General features: G+C 70.2%; 11 protein-coding genes. 6 read left to right on the forward strand and 5 right to left on the reverse strand.

Annotated features, from left to right (window positions below; genetic code table 11):
* The first annotated feature begins 116 nt into the window (after window positions 1-116).
* The 5 genes from ACTWJ5_RS22240 (at window position 117) to ACTWJ5_RS22260 (ending at window position 5,449) form a co-directional block, all read left to right on the forward strand.
* Complete coding sequence (locus ACTWJ5_RS22240; RefSeq protein ID WP_444436569.1) at window positions 117-1,469, forward strand: CHASE2 domain-containing protein; 1,353 nt, start codon at window positions 117-119, stop codon at window positions 1,467-1,469.
* Window positions 1,470-1,507: 38 nt separating this feature from the next.
* On the forward strand, window positions 1,508-1,870 hold the full coding sequence (locus tag ACTWJ5_RS22245) for a hypothetical protein (protein ID WP_116423637.1): 363 nt from the start codon (window positions 1,508-1,510) through the stop codon (window positions 1,868-1,870).
* Window positions 1,871-1,881: 11 nt separating this feature from the next.
* Window positions 1,882-3,453 carry a M48 family metallopeptidase gene (locus ACTWJ5_RS22250; RefSeq protein ID WP_249917279.1) on the forward strand — a complete coding sequence of 524 codons (1,572 nt, stop codon included), beginning with the start codon at window positions 1,882-1,884 and terminating at the stop codon, window positions 3,451-3,453.
* 212 nt (window positions 3,454-3,665) lie between these two features.
* On the forward strand, window positions 3,666-4,253 hold the full coding sequence (locus ACTWJ5_RS22255) for an NAD(P)H-dependent oxidoreductase (protein ID WP_249917280.1): 588 nt from the start codon (window positions 3,666-3,668) through the stop codon (window positions 4,251-4,253).
* Window positions 4,254-5,167: 914 nt separating this feature from the next.
* Window positions 5,168-5,449 carry a peptidylprolyl isomerase gene (locus ACTWJ5_RS22260; protein WP_009621739.1) on the forward strand — a complete coding sequence of 94 codons (282 nt, stop codon included), beginning with the start codon at window positions 5,168-5,170 and terminating at the stop codon, window positions 5,447-5,449.
* 21 nt (window positions 5,450-5,470) lie between these two features.
* Here ACTWJ5_RS22260 and ACTWJ5_RS22265 read toward each other — a convergent pair whose 3' ends face one another.
* The 5 genes from ACTWJ5_RS22265 to ACTWJ5_RS22285 form a co-directional block, all read right to left on the reverse strand.
* Window positions 5,471-6,778, reverse strand: a complete 1,308-nt coding sequence (locus ACTWJ5_RS22265; RefSeq protein WP_444436570.1) for a hypothetical protein — start codon at window positions 6,776-6,778, stop codon at window positions 5,471-5,473.
* Entirely contained in the window at window positions 6,775-7,887 is a 1,113-nt protein-coding gene (locus ACTWJ5_RS22270; protein ID WP_116423633.1) for a DUF917 domain-containing protein, read from the reverse strand. The genes ACTWJ5_RS22265 and ACTWJ5_RS22270 overlap by 4 nt, the downstream gene beginning before the upstream one ends.
* Window positions 7,888-7,908: 21 nt before the next feature.
* Window positions 7,909-9,495 (reverse strand): hydantoinase/oxoprolinase N-terminal domain-containing protein, encoded by a 1,587-nt coding sequence (locus ACTWJ5_RS22275; RefSeq protein ID WP_444436571.1) that lies wholly within the window; start codon window positions 9,493-9,495, stop codon window positions 7,909-7,911.
* An 11-nt stretch (window positions 9,496-9,506) separates the two neighbouring features.
* Complete coding sequence (locus tag ACTWJ5_RS22280) at window positions 9,507-10,451, reverse strand: SphA family protein (RefSeq protein WP_181925980.1); 945 nt, start codon at window positions 10,449-10,451, stop codon at window positions 9,507-9,509.
* A 381-nt stretch (window positions 10,452-10,832) separates the two neighbouring features.
* Window positions 10,833-13,475: a LuxR C-terminal-related transcriptional regulator gene (locus ACTWJ5_RS22285; protein WP_249917284.1), complete on the reverse strand. Its 2,643-nt coding sequence runs from the start codon at window positions 13,473-13,475 to the stop codon at window positions 10,833-10,835.
* 592 nt (window positions 13,476-14,067) lie between these two features.
* On the opposite strand from ACTWJ5_RS22285, the gene ACTWJ5_RS22290 reads away from it, so the two are divergent.
* Window positions 14,068-15,192 (forward strand): PilT/PilU family type 4a pilus ATPase, encoded by a 1,125-nt coding sequence (locus tag ACTWJ5_RS22290; RefSeq protein WP_444436572.1) that lies wholly within the window; start codon window positions 14,068-14,070, stop codon window positions 15,190-15,192.
* Window positions 15,193-15,213 lie beyond the last annotated feature (21 nt).

Raw genomic sequence — 15,213 nt, forward strand, 5'->3', positions numbered from 1 at the left:
CATGATGCGCGATCCGGCGGGATTTCGCTGCCCCCTGCACACGCTCGGTCGCCCAGCAAAAGATGGCACTTTCACATCACGAAACAATGATGGCAAAATGACGCCAATGAATCGCCATGTGCAGGGAAGCCAGGTTGCAGCAGTCGGTCAAAGCCTTCGTCTCGCGTTATGCCCGCCCGATCGTCTTCGGCCTGGCCGTCGCCTTCATCGCCCTGTGCGATCCCTTCGGCCTGGCCAGCTCCTCCAACGCCGCCTCGGCGCGCTGGCTGAACCGCCTGTTCGCCGAGCGCTACCCGGACAGCGGGCAGCACCAGGTGGTGGTGGTGCTGGTCGACGACGCCTACCTGCAACGCCACCAGGCCTACTGGCCGCTGCCCTACAACGAACAGAGCAAGCTGTTCAAGCGCCTGCTCGCCTACCAGCCCGGCGCGGTGTTCGTCGACCTGCTGTACAGCCATGACCACTCCCGGGCGGTGCCAGGCCAGCAACCGCTGATGGAAAGCCAGTTGCTGGCCAACGTGTTCGAGCGCTACCAGCGCCAGGGCATCCCCCTGCTGCTGGCCAATACGGGGTTGCCGCGCGGCGTGGACGGCGCGGTCAACGCACTGCCGCGCTTCGCCTCGGTCAGCCGCCCGGCCCTGGTGGCCTGGAGCGGCTTCGGCGACCAGTATCCGCTGGCCGCGCCGACTCCGCTGGGCACTCTGGAGACTCCTGCCCTGGGCCTGTACCGCGAATACTGCCGACGCCACGACTGCCCGACGCTGCCGGCCGACGCCGAGGCCGCCGCGCAACTGCCGGCCATGGCCCTGCAGTGGGGCCTGAAGCTCTCGCCGCAGCAGGAGCATATCTCGACCATCGGGCATTGCAGCGCCCCGGGAGTGTTCCGGCAGATGCTCCAGGCGATGTTCTGGAAGCTCGGCAACTCGGCCCAGGCCACCTGCCCGTACAGCCTGACGCTGACCGCCAGCGACCTGGAAGCCACCGCCGACCAAGACCGCGCCCTGCTGCGCGAGTTGCTGCGCGGCAAGCTGGTGCTGGTCGGCGCCAGCATCGCCGGCACCGGCGACCTCACCCTGTCGCCGCTGCACGGCAAGATCCCCGGCGTGTACCTGCACGCCATGGCCCTGGACAACCTGATCGCCTGGGGCCCGCATTACTACCGCGACCCACCGGCACTGGCCGACTTCAGCCTGGGCTCGGTGAACCTGCTGGACCTGGCGCAGCTGGCCCTGCTCGGCCTGATCGCGCTGCTCAAGTTCCTCCAGGCGCGGCCCGCCGGACGCTGGCCGCACAGCCCCTGGCTGCGCTCGCCGATGACCGGCCTTGCGCTGATGACCTTGCTGCTGGCGGCGCTGAGCTATGCGCTGTACCGGCTGAACATGACCCCGGTGAACGTGCTCGGCATCCTCCTGCTGTCGCTTTCTCTGTTCACCGAGAAGATCCAGGAACGCCTTCAGCGCAACGCCTGAAGAGGCTTCGGAAACCGCCCTACTCAAGGAGTCCAGAGATGAGCAAAACCTCCCTATTCCTGCTTTGCGCCCTGTTCAGCCAGAGCCTGTTCGCCGCCAGCCAGGTGGTGGGCTACCTCGACGACACGGTGGAACTGCTCGACGACCAGGGCAAGGTGCAGCGCGCGGTGCCCAGCGCCAGCCTGCCGCGCCAGGCCCTGCCGGTGCTGCAGTACGACAAGGAGCTGGACCTGGTGGAGGTCGAGGTGAGCGGACAGAAGGTCTGGCTGGACAGCATGGCAGTGCGCGTCGACCCGCCGCTGCACGTGGTCGACCTGCCCTGCGAGAAACTCACCCGCAGCCAGGCCGAGGACCAGCAGAACAACTCCACCATCGGCTTCGGCGCGGGGTGCAAGAAGTGAGGACGGCCCGCATGACGCCCGCCCTGCTGGCCCTGCCGCTGCTCGCCCTGCTGGCCGGCTGCCAGACCCTCGACGGTGCCCACAAGGCGGCGCTGAACCTGGTCGGCCCCTCCACCCAGTCGCGGGTGCAGGGCCACTACCTGGACCAGGCCGAGGTTCGCGAGTACTACCGGCTCGACCCGCAACGCGCCGGCCAGCAGCGCCTGAGCTTCGACGGCCGCACCCTGCCTGCCGGCGAGATCCGCCAGCAGAACCTGGTGCAGATCCCCGAGCTGCAGGCCTACCTGCAAGGCATCGTCGAGCGCCTGGCCAAGGGCTGGCCGGGCGAAGCGCCGAAACTGCAGGTGCGCATCACCGACAGCTACGCCTTCGGCCCCTCGGCCGACCCCTTCGGCACCATCTTCGTGCCGCTGGGCATGCTCGACAACGTCGAGAGCGAGGACGAGATCGCCGCCATGCTCGGCCACGAGATGAGCCACGTGCTGCTGCGCCATCACGACCGCCTGGCCGCGTTCCAGCAGCAGAAGGAACTGATGCTCAACGTCGCCACCACCGTGGTGGTCGCCGCGGTGGCTGCGGACACCGGCGTGGACCGCAGCAGCGGCAAGCTCAGGCTGATCAGCAAGGACCCGCTGGGCACCCAGAAGACCATCGGCAATACGCTGCTCTACACCGCACTGGCCAACAGCTTCTCGGACAACGTCTGGAGCACCGCCTGGGGCCGCACCCAGGAAGACCAGGCCGACCTGCTGGGCAGCGACCTGATGATCCGCGCCGGCTACGCGCCGCGCGCCGCCAGCGTCAGCCTGCAGCGCCTGGGCGATTTCCAGGGCAAGCAGGAACCGCTGCTCGGCGGCTTCCTCAAGGCGCGCCAGGGCGCTATGCAGGAGTCGCTGCAACAGTTCGACCTGAACCGCTTCAGCCGCGAGCTCAACACCCTGCTCGACCAGGGCCTGGGCACGGCCATCGCGGCTACCGGGCAATACTTCACCCGCTCGCACATGTCGCCCACCGACCGCGACGAGGAATTGCGCAAGTACCTGCAGCGCGAGTACCACCAACAGACCCGCGCGCGGGTCGACCGGCGCAGTTGGCCGAAGGTGCGTGACTCGGAGAAGGTGCGTGCCTCGCTGCAGGGCTACAAGGACGCCTACGCCGCCACCGCGGCGCTGGAACAGAAGCAACCGGCCCAGGCCCAGGCCTTCATCGCCCGCGCCCTGGCCTCGCCGGTGGGCAACCAACCCGGGGTGCGCCGCGCCGCCTTCAACGTCCACCTGGACCGCGGTGACGGCCGCGCGGCGCTGGCCGACCTGGAGTCGATCCAGGACTGGTCGCTGGCCGGGCCGTCGATCTACGACCTGATGATCAGCTACCACCTCAAGCGCAACGATCCACAGGCGGCATTGACGATGATCGACAAGGCCGAGCGCAACCTGGGTTCGGAAGAGCTGTTCATCACCGAGAAACTGCTGGCCAACCGTCAGCTCAAGGCCGACGACCAGGTGCAGTCCGTATTGCGCAAGTGCGAGCAATACCCCAGCCGCAAGGAAAGCTGCCGCAAGCTGGTGCCCAGCTCCGTCTGACGCACCAGGCGCCGCCGGTGGCCGGAGCCGCCGGCGGCGTCATCGCCCGCAGCCCGCGCATTGCCCCGGGCTACCTGCCGATTGCATAACCTGGAGCAATTCCCGGCGCCGATTCGTGAGTTAGAAACACAAATCAATTGCCGCGGGGCTGGTTTTTCGGCTTCCGCGGCCTGGCTATCCTGCCGGCCACTCACAGCTTTCGGAGCCTTTCCATGAAAAACATCCTCCTGCTCAATGGCGGCAAGCAGTTCGCCCACTCCAACGGCCAGTACAACGCCACCCTGCACGAAGCAGCGCTGGCCCACCTCGACCACGCCGGCTTCGACGTGAAGGAAACCTTCATCGACGGCGGCTACGACATCCAGGAAGAGGTGCAGAAATTCCTCTGGGCCGACGTGGTGATCTACCAGATGCCCGGCTGGTGGATGGGCGCGCCCTGGACCGTGAAGAAGTACGTCGACGAGGTCTTCACCGCCGGCCACGGCAGCCTCTACGCCAACGACGGCCGCACCCGCTCCGACGCCTCGCAGAAGTACGGCAGCGGTGGCCTGATCCATGGCAAGCGCTACATGCTCTCGCTGACCTGGAACGCCCCGCAGCAGGCCTTCGACGACCCCAGCGACTTCTTCGAGGGCAAGGGCGTGGATGCGGTCTACTTCCCCTTCCACAAGGCCAACCAGTTCCTCGGCATGCAGGCGCTGCCGACCTTCCTCTGCGTGGATGTGATGAAGCGGCCGAACATCGAGGCGGATGTGGAGCGTTATCGCAAGCATCTGGATGAGGTGTTCGGCAGGCAGTGAGGTTCGGCGTCACCCCCGTAGGAGCGGACTCCGTCCGCGATAGCCGGAACCACCGGCACGATTCGCGGATGAGATCCGCTCCTACGCCACCCCATCCGCGCCATTCCCCTGTAGGAGCGCGCCCTGCGCGCGAAATCGCGGGCAGGGCCCGCTCCTACATGAAGGGGCCCCCGCTTTTCGTAGAAGCGAGCTTGCTCGCGAACCTTTGTCATTCCCGCGAACGCGGGAACCCAGCTGCCTTGGCTTGGGCGTTTCTGCGCCGCTCCGAGTTTGCCCGACCTTCTTGTTTCGCCCCCTCGGGCGAGTCCCTTTTGTCAAACGCCACAAAAGGAACCAAAAAGGCTTTCCCCAACATACGGGCCCGACAGAGTCGGGCTACCCTCACGAACTCCCCCGCCACGGAGGCCCGCCCCGAGGGTACGTCCCTGTAGCCCGCGGGGCTCTCGCGACATCCATGTCGCATGACCTCCTGAGCGCGGGCTTCGCTCGGCCTTCTGAAGGGGCGTTTCGGAGTGCGCGGATGTTTCTCTGGAAGTCCAAGAGCAAACGCGCTTTTGCTTTTGCTTTTCGTAGGAGCGAGCTTGCTCGCGAACCGCCCGTCACTAGGTTCCCGCGTTCGCGGGAATGACGGGGTGGAGTTAGGCGTTCCAGGATGACTCAGGATTCTCCCTTCGCTCAGGACAGCCCCCTCTCCCTTCAGGGAGAGGGTTGGGGAGAGGGCGCTCTTACCCCCAACACCGCAGCCCCCGGCAAACCCCCTTCGCGAGCAACCTCACTCCTACAAGAAGCCGCGCCTCCCTGGATGAACGCAGCATTCTTCCGTGCCTGCGCCGCCCCGACAGAAACCCTCCGCACCGTACCGGCAAATGCGCTAGTCTCTGCCTCCCTCCCCTCTGCCTTTCAGGAGCATCACCATGGCCCGCGCTTCCGCCCGTCACATCCTGGTTTCCAGCGAAGCCAAGTGCAATGAACTCAAGGCCGCCATCGAAGGTGGCGCCGACTTCGCCGCCCTGGCCCGCGAGCATTCCACCTGCCCGTCCGGCCGCAGCGGCGGCGACCTGGGTTCCTTCCGCCCGGGCCAGATGGTCCGCGAATTCGACCAGGTGGTGTTCAGCGCGCCGCTGAACCAGGTCCAGGGCCCGGTGAAGACCCAGTTCGGCTACCACCTGGTGGAAGTCACCAGCCGCGAAGACTGATCCCTCCCAGCCGGGCGCGCCTCAGGGCAACAGCGCCCGGCTGCCTTGCTGGGCCACGCCCGGCTTCCGCACTCCGCGGCGCGCGGCGATGGCGCGCAGCAGCAGATAGCAGCCAGCCGCCAGCAGCAGCGAATCCAGCGCCGGCACCCAGGTCAGGGTGAACGGCCAGAACACCTGCAATGTTGCCGCCCCTACCCCACAACCCCAGGCGCCGAAGGCTTCCGGCCGCCAGCGGCGAGGGCTGCGCACGGCGCCCCGCAGGTTCAGGTAGTAGTTGCACAGGTAGACCCCGCCCACCGGCGGCAGGGCCACGGCCAGCAGCGCCAGGTAATGCTGCAGGGAGTCGCCCAGGCCGGCCAGCCCCATTGTCGCGCCGACCAGCCCGGTGAACAGCGCCAGGCGCCGGCGCTGCACCTGCGGCGCCACGCTGGCGCACACCAGGGTCGCCGCGTAGAGGTTGTAGGCGTTGGTCGACCAGGCCGAGAGCAGGATGATCAGCATCGCCGGCAGGCCCAGGCCGAGGGCGAGCATGATCGCCACCAGTTGCCGCTCCCCGGTGACCAGGCTGGGCAGCCCGGCCAGCGTCAGCACCAGCGGGAAGCCCAGGCCGAAGGCACAGAACACCGCCGCCAGCGCGCGGCCGGGCGACAGGGCGTGGCGGCAGATGTCCGGCAGCAGGATGCAGCCGATGACCACGCCGCCTACCACCAGCGACATGCCCTGCAGCACCGAGTAATCCCCGGCGCCACCGCCCGCGGGCGGCATGCCGTGGCCTTTCAGCGCCACCCAGCAGGCCCACAGCACCAGGCCCAGCTTCAGCGGCGTGGCCAGTTGCGACAGCCGGTCCAGGGCGCGGAAGCCGACCAGGTTGGTGAGCAGCATCAGCAGGCAGCCGACCAGGCTCCAGCCCAGCGCCGGCACCCCTGCCAGGAAGGCCGGCGCGGCCGCCGCCATGGCCTGGCCGAACAGGCCGGCGACCACGCCGAACCAGCCCAGCAGCGCCAGCGACAGCACCAGGTTGACGCAGCGCCCGCCCACGGCACCGAAGGCGTCGAGGATCAGCATGTAGGTGCTCAGCCGCGAGCGCGCCCCGGCGTAGGCGGCGGGCAGCGCCAGCAGCAGGAGCACCGCGCCGCCGCCCAGGCAGGCCAGCAGCGCTTGCTGCCGGCCCAGGGCGTGGGCCAGTTCGGCACCGGTGACGAAGCACGGCAGGGCGATCAGCGCGCCCATCAGGATCAGGCCGAGGCGCCAGGCGCCCAGGCCTTCGCCGTGTGGCAGGGCGCAGGTGGCAGGGTCGCCGTCGGGCTGCGCGTCAGGTAGCTCGTTCATGCCGGCGCCCTCCCCTGGTCATCGGCCAGGAAGGAGCGCCACGGCGAGTCCAGGCCGAAGCGCGCCGGGCCCACCACCGCCAGCGCCGCCTCGCTGAGCAGGCACGGCGGCGCGGCGTAGGCCAGCAGGCGCACGCGCATGCCGTAGCGCAGGTTCTCGGCGGTCAGCGGTTCGGCGCTCTCGCTGTCCAGCAGGCACAGCAGGTCGGGCACCACCGCCAGCACGCGCTCGCCCTGGCGGGCGCGGAGGAACTCGTTCTGGATGTCGATGAGCACCGCTTCGCCGCTGCCGCTGGCCGGCTCCAGCAGCACCTGGCCCCAGTGGAAGCCGTCGCGGGTCTCGTGGCGCACATCGGCGACCTTGCCGTCGAACAGCTCGCGGGCGCGGCGCCCCGGCTCCAGGCCGTCGAGGAAGCGCACTAGCCCGGCCACCGGGTCGGCGCTGCCGGCGCGCGCCTCGCGGATATGACGGCCGATGCGCAGGGCCTGGGTGATGCTGCCCGCTACCGCGAAGCGCTTCACCTGGGCCCCGCTCAGCGGATAGAGCACGCCGTACAGGCTGCCGCCCAGGCTCGCGGCCAGGGCCCGGACCATGTGTTCCAGGCTCGGGTTGTCGACCGCGTTCAGGCGCGCCAGGTTGCCCAGGTCGTCGCTGAACAGGGCCGGCGAAGCGCTGCAGCCGTGGATGCCGAAGGTGGTCATGTCGATGTGCGGGAAGGCCCGGCCGATGCCGTCGGCATCCACCAGCGGCAGGCCGCTCAGGGCCGCGGCGGCCAGCGGCAGCATGGCATTGGCGCCGCCGACCTCGGCGCAGATCAGCGCGTCTATCGGCCGCGCGTAGAACGCCTCGGCCTGCTGCAGCAGGTGCCGCAGGGCGGCCTCGCTGAGCAGGTGTTCGACCAGCACGGTGGGCGCGCCTATCCCGGCGACGCTGACCACGAAGGCCTCGTCGGCGAGCTCGGCCAGCGGCAGCAGGCGCGGCTGCAGGCCACGCTGCAGTTGGCGACGCAGGAACAGCTCGCCGACATGGGGGTCGCCCCCGCCGCCGGTGCCCAGCAGCACGGCGCCGCGCGCCAGGTCCTGGCTGGAGATGGTATCGAAGCAAGGCATGCTCGGGTCCTCTTCGGGAGTTCAGTGGGCGGCGGCCAGGGCCAGGTCGCCGACGGCGCGGACCTGCACGCGGGTGGCGCCGGCGCGCAGGTGCGTCATGGGCAGTTCGTTCAGTTCCACGACGCCGACGCTGGCGGGCTCGGCGCCAGCCTCCACGGCGGCGTCGATGGCCTCCTGGCGGGCCTGGCGCAGCACGCTTTCACGGTTGCCCGGGTGCATCTCGAACAAGCGGTCGACACGCCCGCTGACCTGGGCGATGGCCGCGCCGATGGCATTGGCCACCTCCGCGCGGGCCGGGCGCAGCACCTGCGCGGCGCCCTGCAGGTGCATGGGCAGGAGGATGCTGCCGCCACCCACCAGCACCACCGGCAAGGGCGCGCTGCTGGTGCGCATGCGTTCCAGGGCGTGCTCCAGTGTCCCGCGGATGGCGACCATGGCCTGTTCCACCTGGGCCGGTTCGAGATCGACGAGGCGCCGCGGGTCGCCGATGCCCTGCAGGCCGTGGGCAGCCACGGCGATGTCGGTCGCGCACAGCGCGTCGCCGCCGAACACCCGGGCCCGCTGGCGCAAGTGCAGGCCCAGGGACTCGGGGCCGAGCACCGGCCCATCCTCCGCCAGACGCACCAGGGTGCCGCCGCCGAGGGCGACGGACAGGGTGTCGGGCATGCGCAGGTTGCAACGCACCCCGCCCAGCTCCAGGGGGCCGGCGGTCTGCCGCGGGAAGCCCTGGACCAGCGCGCCGATGTCGCTGGTGGTGCCGCCGATGTCCAGCACCAGGGCGTCCTCGACGCCGGTGAGAAAGGCCGCGCCGCGCAGGCTGTTGGTCGGCCCCGCGGCGCAGGTGAGGATCGGGAAGCGCGTGGCCATCGACGGGGTGATCAGGGTGCCGTCGTTCTGGCTGATGAACAGCGGCGCGTTCAGCTGCAGGCGGCGGAAGGCCCGCATCAGGTCGCCGACCACCCGCTGCGCCAGCGGCTGCAGGCTGGCGTTGACGATAGCCGCGTTCTCCCGCTCCAGCAGGCCGATGCCGCCGACATCCGAAGACAGCGTAAGGTGCACCGCGTCACCCAAGACCTTCCGCAGCACCGCCGCCGCTTCCTGCTCGATGTCCGGGCGCAGCGGGGCGAAGGTGGTGGACAGCACCAGCGCCTCGGCGCTGCGCTGGCGGATCGATGCGCCGATCCGTTCGAGCTGGCGCACATCCAGCGCGCTGTAGGTGCGGCCGTTGAACAGCGCGCCGCTGTCGGCCAGGAAGACCTGCCCATCGATCGCCTCGCACAGCTCCGCCGGCCAGCCCAGCAGCGGCGGCACGCCGTCGCAGCGCGGCAGCGCCAGGCGCACCACCGCGACCCGCGCCAGGTGCCGGCGTTCGAGGAAGGCGTTGAGCAGTTGGGTGGTACCCAGCATCACCGCGGCTACCGCCGCCGGCTCCACCGCCGCCTCGCGCAGCAGTTCGTCGACCGCCGCCGCCACGCCGTCGCCGACCGCCGCGGTGGTGGGGCGCTTCAGGGCGCAGAGCACTTCGCGGCCACGCATCAGCACGGCGTCGGTATTGGTGCCGCCGACATCGATGCCGATGCGCAGCGCAGGGGTGTCCTTGCGGACCATGGGCTCTCTCCTCAAAGCGAACGTGACCAGACGACGTAGGCGGTATTGGCCGCCAGCGAATTGCGCGTGCTCAGCGGCGCCAGCGCCTTGAACTTCAGCGAGCCGGCAGCGCGCGGCAGGTCGTAGGCCAGCACCGGCCCCAGCGCGGTGGCGCGGTAGCGCCGGCCGTCCGGCTCGACGCGCGCGCCGTGCTGGCGGTCATCATCGAGCTGGCGCGCGTGGTAGCCGGCCAGGCCCAGCTGCCAACGGCCGATGCGCTGGCCGACGGCGAAGTTGAGGTTGGCCACGGTGCCGCTTTCGTAGTCGGTGGCGCGGTTCCGGGAAGCGACGTTGACGAAGGCGTGCAGGCTCAGCTCCAGGCCCTCGCCCAGGGCGTTCGGCCCGCCGAGGTAGGTGAGCGCGGCGTTGGGCACGAAGAAGTAGACGTTGCGCCCGGAGGTGTAGAGGTCCGAGGTGTTGTAGCGGCCGCTGGGGAACACCATCGAGTACGCCAGCTTGAGCGTCGCCCCGGTGGGCCGCTGGCCGGGGGCGGCGTCGCCCAGGTAGCGGCTCCACATTAGCAGGTCCGCGTAGAGGTCGCCGAAGCCCTGGTAGTGCTGGGCCTCGCCGCTCAGCTCCATGCGCCCGCCGTTGACGCTGCCCTGCAGGCTGGAGGCCAGGGTGCCGCCGAAGACCTGCCCGGGGTAGACGTAGAGCAGGCCCAGGGCGGCCACCTGGGACGCCATGCGGCCTTCGAGCGCCGGGTCGCGCCCGCCGTCGTTGCCATGGAAGCGATCGCCGCTGGCGTAGCCGAGCACCAGCCCGCCGTACAGACCGGAGGTGGCCGGCAGCAGCGCCGCCCCCAGGTCGGTGCCGCCCACCGGCCCGCCGTAGCTGGCCCCCTCGGCGGCGAATGCGCAGGCCAGGGGCAGCGCCGCCTGGCCGAGGAGTACCGCGGTCGTTCTTCGAAGGTTCATTGCACGCCTCCTGCGCCCTGCCGGCGGAGCCATCGCGGCTCACGGCCTGGCGAAGCCTGCGGCCTCGCGGGCCGCGGATTGTCGTTGTCATGGGCTTAGCGCGCGGCGCAGTGCCGCCGCTGCCTGCCGGGCGCAGTATGCGAAGGCCCGGACGGCGCGAGCCGTCCCGGGATGAGGGAAGGTGGCGGGTAAATCGGGGGAGCGCTGCCCCCCGTCGCTACGGCGCTGGCGGGAGTGGCCTGGACGGCGTCCTGGCGTTCGGCCGCGCGGGATATGCGGACGCAGCCCACGGAGGAAGCTGGGGGAAGCAGCCGATCCCCCGGCGAAGGATCGAGGCCGCGCCCCGGTTTCCGTTCCGGCAGGCCGGAACGGCGCCCTGGCTCAGGGCAGGATGGCCCGGCGCCGCGCCATGGCCAGCGCCTCCCGGCGCCGGTGCACGCCCAGCTTGGCGTAGACCGACTTCAGGTGCTGCTTGACCGTCTCCGGGGAAATCCCCAGTTCGCGGGCGATGACCTTGGTGGTGCGGCCGCCGGCCAGGCCCATCAGCGCGTCCAGCTCGCGCCGGGTGAACAGGGCCTGGGCATCCAGGCGTGCGCGGAAGTGCCTTTCCCACAGTTCGATGCAGCGCGCGATCAGCGGCGCCTGGGCGTGGCCCTGGCGCCGTGACATCTCGCGCAGGTGGGTGATCACCTCGGCGCCCGCTTCGATGAAGCTCTGTACCGCGCCACCTTGGCCTAGCAATTCCAGCGCCTCGTCGAGCACCGCCGTTGGCTCGCCGGGCAGTTCACCGGCCAGCAGCGCATGGGCCTTGAGCGCCAGGGCGCGGCCGACGCCGGAGCGGTTGCGCCTATCACGGGCCAGGCGCTCGAAGGCCTCCGCCGTCAGCAGCGCCTCCGCCATCTGCCCCTGGGCCGCCTGCAGCCAGTAGTGGGCCTGGGCGATGGCGACCAGCTCGGCCCAGAACAGCGGGCGCCCGTCCAGGATCTCCTGCCAGAGCCTCGCCAGGTTGACCTCCAGCGCCAGTTCCAGGCCGGCCTCCACCTCGCCCTGGCGCAGGCGCAACTCCACCAGGCTCGCGGCCACCGCGCGGCGCAGCGGGTACTCCAGGGCCCGCCCGGCCCAGGCCGCCTCCAGGCTGGCCATGGCCTGGGCGCTGTCGCCGAGGAAGTAGGCCGCCCGCGCCGCGCCGATCAGGCCGCGCTCCCAGGCCTCGGCCATGGCGTTGCCCAGGCGCGAGGCGCAGTGCGCGAACGCCTGCCGCGCCTGCTCCAGTTCGCCACGCACGTAGTGGACATGGCCGAGCAGCGCATGCACCAGGTAGAAGAGCACCCGCGCCTGCGGGGAAGCTAGCGGCCCGTCCTTGGCCAGCAGGAGGGTCACCGCCTGCAGCACCTCGTCGAAGCGCGCCTGGGCGCTGTCGCTCAGGGCCCGGTAGACCAGCGACCAGGGCTGGTTCTCGCGGAAGCCCTCGCCGCGGTTGACCTCGATGAACTCCTCCAGGCGCAGGCGCGCTTCGTCTATGTTGCCGTAGCGCAGCAGCAGCATGATTTCGCTCGGCAGCACCAGGCACAGGTAGCGCGGGTCCTCGAAGAAGCGCGCGCGGGCATCGGCCATGGCCCGCGCCACCACCTCGCGGGAGGCGCCGTCGCCGGCCCGCTGCACGCAGCCGATGAGCATCATCGCCCGCACGTAGAGCAGGTCGGTGCGCGTCTCCGCGTCTTCCGGCGATGAGGTCACGCCACCGTAGGCGGCCTCCAGCCGCGACAGGTCGAGGCTGTCCTGCAGCGTCTCGCCGCTGAGCATGTGCAGGCAGATGAGCATCAGGCGCAGGCGCGGCTCGCGGCGCACCAGGGTCAGCGGCAGCAGTTCGAGCAGCGCCCGCGTGCGCGCCGTCCCCTCGCTGACCAGCAGGCGCACCGCGCCGGCCTCCAGGATAATCGACACGGCCTGGTAGTAGAGCCCCCCTTGCGAGGCGTGCTCGACGGCGCGGAACACCTGCTGGCGCTGGGCATGGAAGTCGGCCGCGCGCCCCTGCAGCAGGGCGAAGCGGTCCGGCTCGCGGCTTTCCAGGCGGCCGAGGAGGAATTCGCGCAGCAGCGGATGCAGGCGCACCCGCAGCGGCTGCTCGGGCACCACGATGGGCGCCAGGCGCGCGGCCTCGCGCAGCCAGTGCTCGGCGTCGTCGCGCCCGCGCAGGGCATTGGCGCTGGGCACGTCCACGCTGTCCAGGATGCTGCAGTCGAGCAGGAACCCGCTCAGTTCCACAGGCAGGCTGGCGAACACCTCCTCGGCGAGGTAATCGAAGATGCCGCCCAGCGAGGCGTACGGGTCGGTCTCCGGCGGCGCCTGGCCGTCGAGGTTGCCGTTGCAGCGCAGGCGCAGCAGTTGCAGGGCGAAGGGCCAGCCCTCGGTGTAGTTCGCCCAGTAGCGGGCGCGCGTCTCGCCCAGCTGCGCGCCGAGCAGTTGCTGCGTCTCCTCTTCGGTGAACCGCAGGTTGTCGGCCTCGACGACGCGCAGCAGCCCGGCCAATTGCAGTTGCGTGAGCGGCAGCGCCGGTTGCCGCCGGCTGCCCAGCAGCAGGCGGCAACCCGAAGGCAGGCGCCGGGCCAGGTCCTCCAGCAACCGCTCGACTTCGAGGTCCAGGGCCAGGTCCAACTGGTCGACGAACAGGTTGCAATTGCGCGGGCAGGCTTCGAGCAGGCCGAGCAGCGCGCCGAGGCCGGCATCCTCCGCCGGGCCCAGCCCACCCTGGTGCAGGCACTGCAGCAGGCTTTCGAGGAACAGTTCCGGCCGGCAGTCGCTCTCGCCGCAGTTCACCCAGAAGGTGTACTCGCCCCGCTCGGCCAGCAGCCGCTCGACCTGCGCCAGCAGGGTCGTCTTGCCGAAGCCCGCCGGGGCGCAGACCAGCACCAGGCGGGCGTCCCTCGGGGCGGCGCCGAGCAGCGCGTCGAACAGGCGCTGGCGGAGGAGTGAATCACTGATGTCGACGATCGGGGCGAAACGGCCATCGGCCAACGTACTCATGCTTGCAGTTCCCATACGTTCTCCAGGTGGCGCCGGCGCCCCGGGCATGGCGCGGATCACCGGCGGTGGTGCGGGCGGCCGGAAAGGGTTGTCTCCGTTGGTCGAGTGGGTATTGCGTATCTTTCGCATCCAGACACTAGCCAGGATGCGCTACGCACAGGTGGACCCGGCCGGCCGCCAGGGGATCGAGTCCTGTCGCGTGTCTGCACGGACCTGGCGGCCTTCCTGCCGCCTTCCGGCACGGCAGTATGGGAAGCTGCCGGCTACGGACAGCGGTAAAAACGGGGGAGTGCCTAACCGCAAATGGGGGATGGCGACGGTCATTGGCAGCACCAAGACGAAGCATTGAGAAATACCCGCGCAAGTCAGCCATCCACGTCCGCAAGCAACGAAGGATTTGGCTTTGTATTGCGTAGGTAATCGGCCAATCTGGCGCAGCCCCATCGACATCGCCGGGACGACCCAGGTCAAGAGATCGGCGCCGCCGGCACGCTAGGCTGCGCGCCACCCAACAGGCCACCGTCCGCCAGGCCGGCTAGGCTGAGAACATGCGCCCGCCCCACCCGGGCGCCCGCCCTTGCGAGGATTCCCCATGAGCGATGCCAGCGACAGCGCCCTGCCCGACGTCTTCAGCCAGCTGCACCAGCTGGCGCAGCACGCCGGTTCCGACATGTTCTTCAGCGTCGGCGCGGCGCCGCACATCAAGGTCGAGGGCGTCAGCCGCCCGGCCGGCGAGCGCCGCCTGCGCAGCGGCGAGGTCAAGCAGCTGGCCTACCAGTTGATGTCGCAGCAGCAGATCGCCGACTTCGAGCGCGACCTGGAGATGAACCTGGCGGTGGCGGTGCCCGGCAGCGGGCGCTTCCGCGTCAACGTCTACCTGCAGCGCGGCGAGGTGGCCATGGTGGTGCGGCTGATCAGGCAGGTCATCCCCGACGCCGCCAGCCTCGGCCTGCCGTCGATCCTGGAGAAGCTGGCGGTGCAGGACCGCGGCCTGATCCTGGTGGTGGGCGCGGCCGGCGCCGGCAAGTCCACCACCCTGGCGGCGATGCTCGACTTCCGCAACCACCACCGCTCGGGGCACATCGTCTGCATCGAGGACCCCATCGAGTTCCTCCACAGCCACCAGCGCTCGATCATCGACCAGCGCGAAGTCGGCCTGGACACCCACAGCTTCGAGGACGCCCTGCGCAACGTGCTGCGCGAGGCGCCGGACGTGATCATGCTCGGCGAAATCCGCGACGCCGCGACCATGCAGCACGCCCTGCACTACGCCGAGACCGGCCACCTGTGCATGGCCACCCTGCACGGCACCAGCGCCCGCCACGCCATCGAGCGCATCGCCCGCTTCTTCCCCGACGAGGCCCGCCCGCAGGTGCTGGCCGACCTGTCGCAGAACCTCCTGGCGCTGGTCGGCCAGCGCCTGGTGCCGGGCACCACCCAGCGCCGCGTGGCGGCGGTGGAACTGGTGCTGGGCACGCCGCACATCCGCGGGCTGATCCAGCGCGACGAACTGCCGGAACTGCGCGGCGCCATCGAACGCGCCCTGGAACAAGGCATGCAGAGCTTCGACCAGAGCCTGTACCAACTGCTGGAAGCCGGCCGCATCAGCGTCGCCGACGCCCTGAAATTCGCCGACTCACGCACCGACCTGAGCCTGAAGATCAAGCTGGAGCGCGGTTTCGACGGCGACGAGGGCGGGAGTGCCTTCGGCATCTGAGCCCTGCCCTCCGCCAGCCAT

The sequence above is a fragment of the Pseudomonas sp. A6 genome (genome assembly GCF_052367875.1).
Lineage (GTDB): Bacteria > Pseudomonadota > Gammaproteobacteria > Pseudomonadales > Pseudomonadaceae > Pseudomonas > Pseudomonas citronellolis.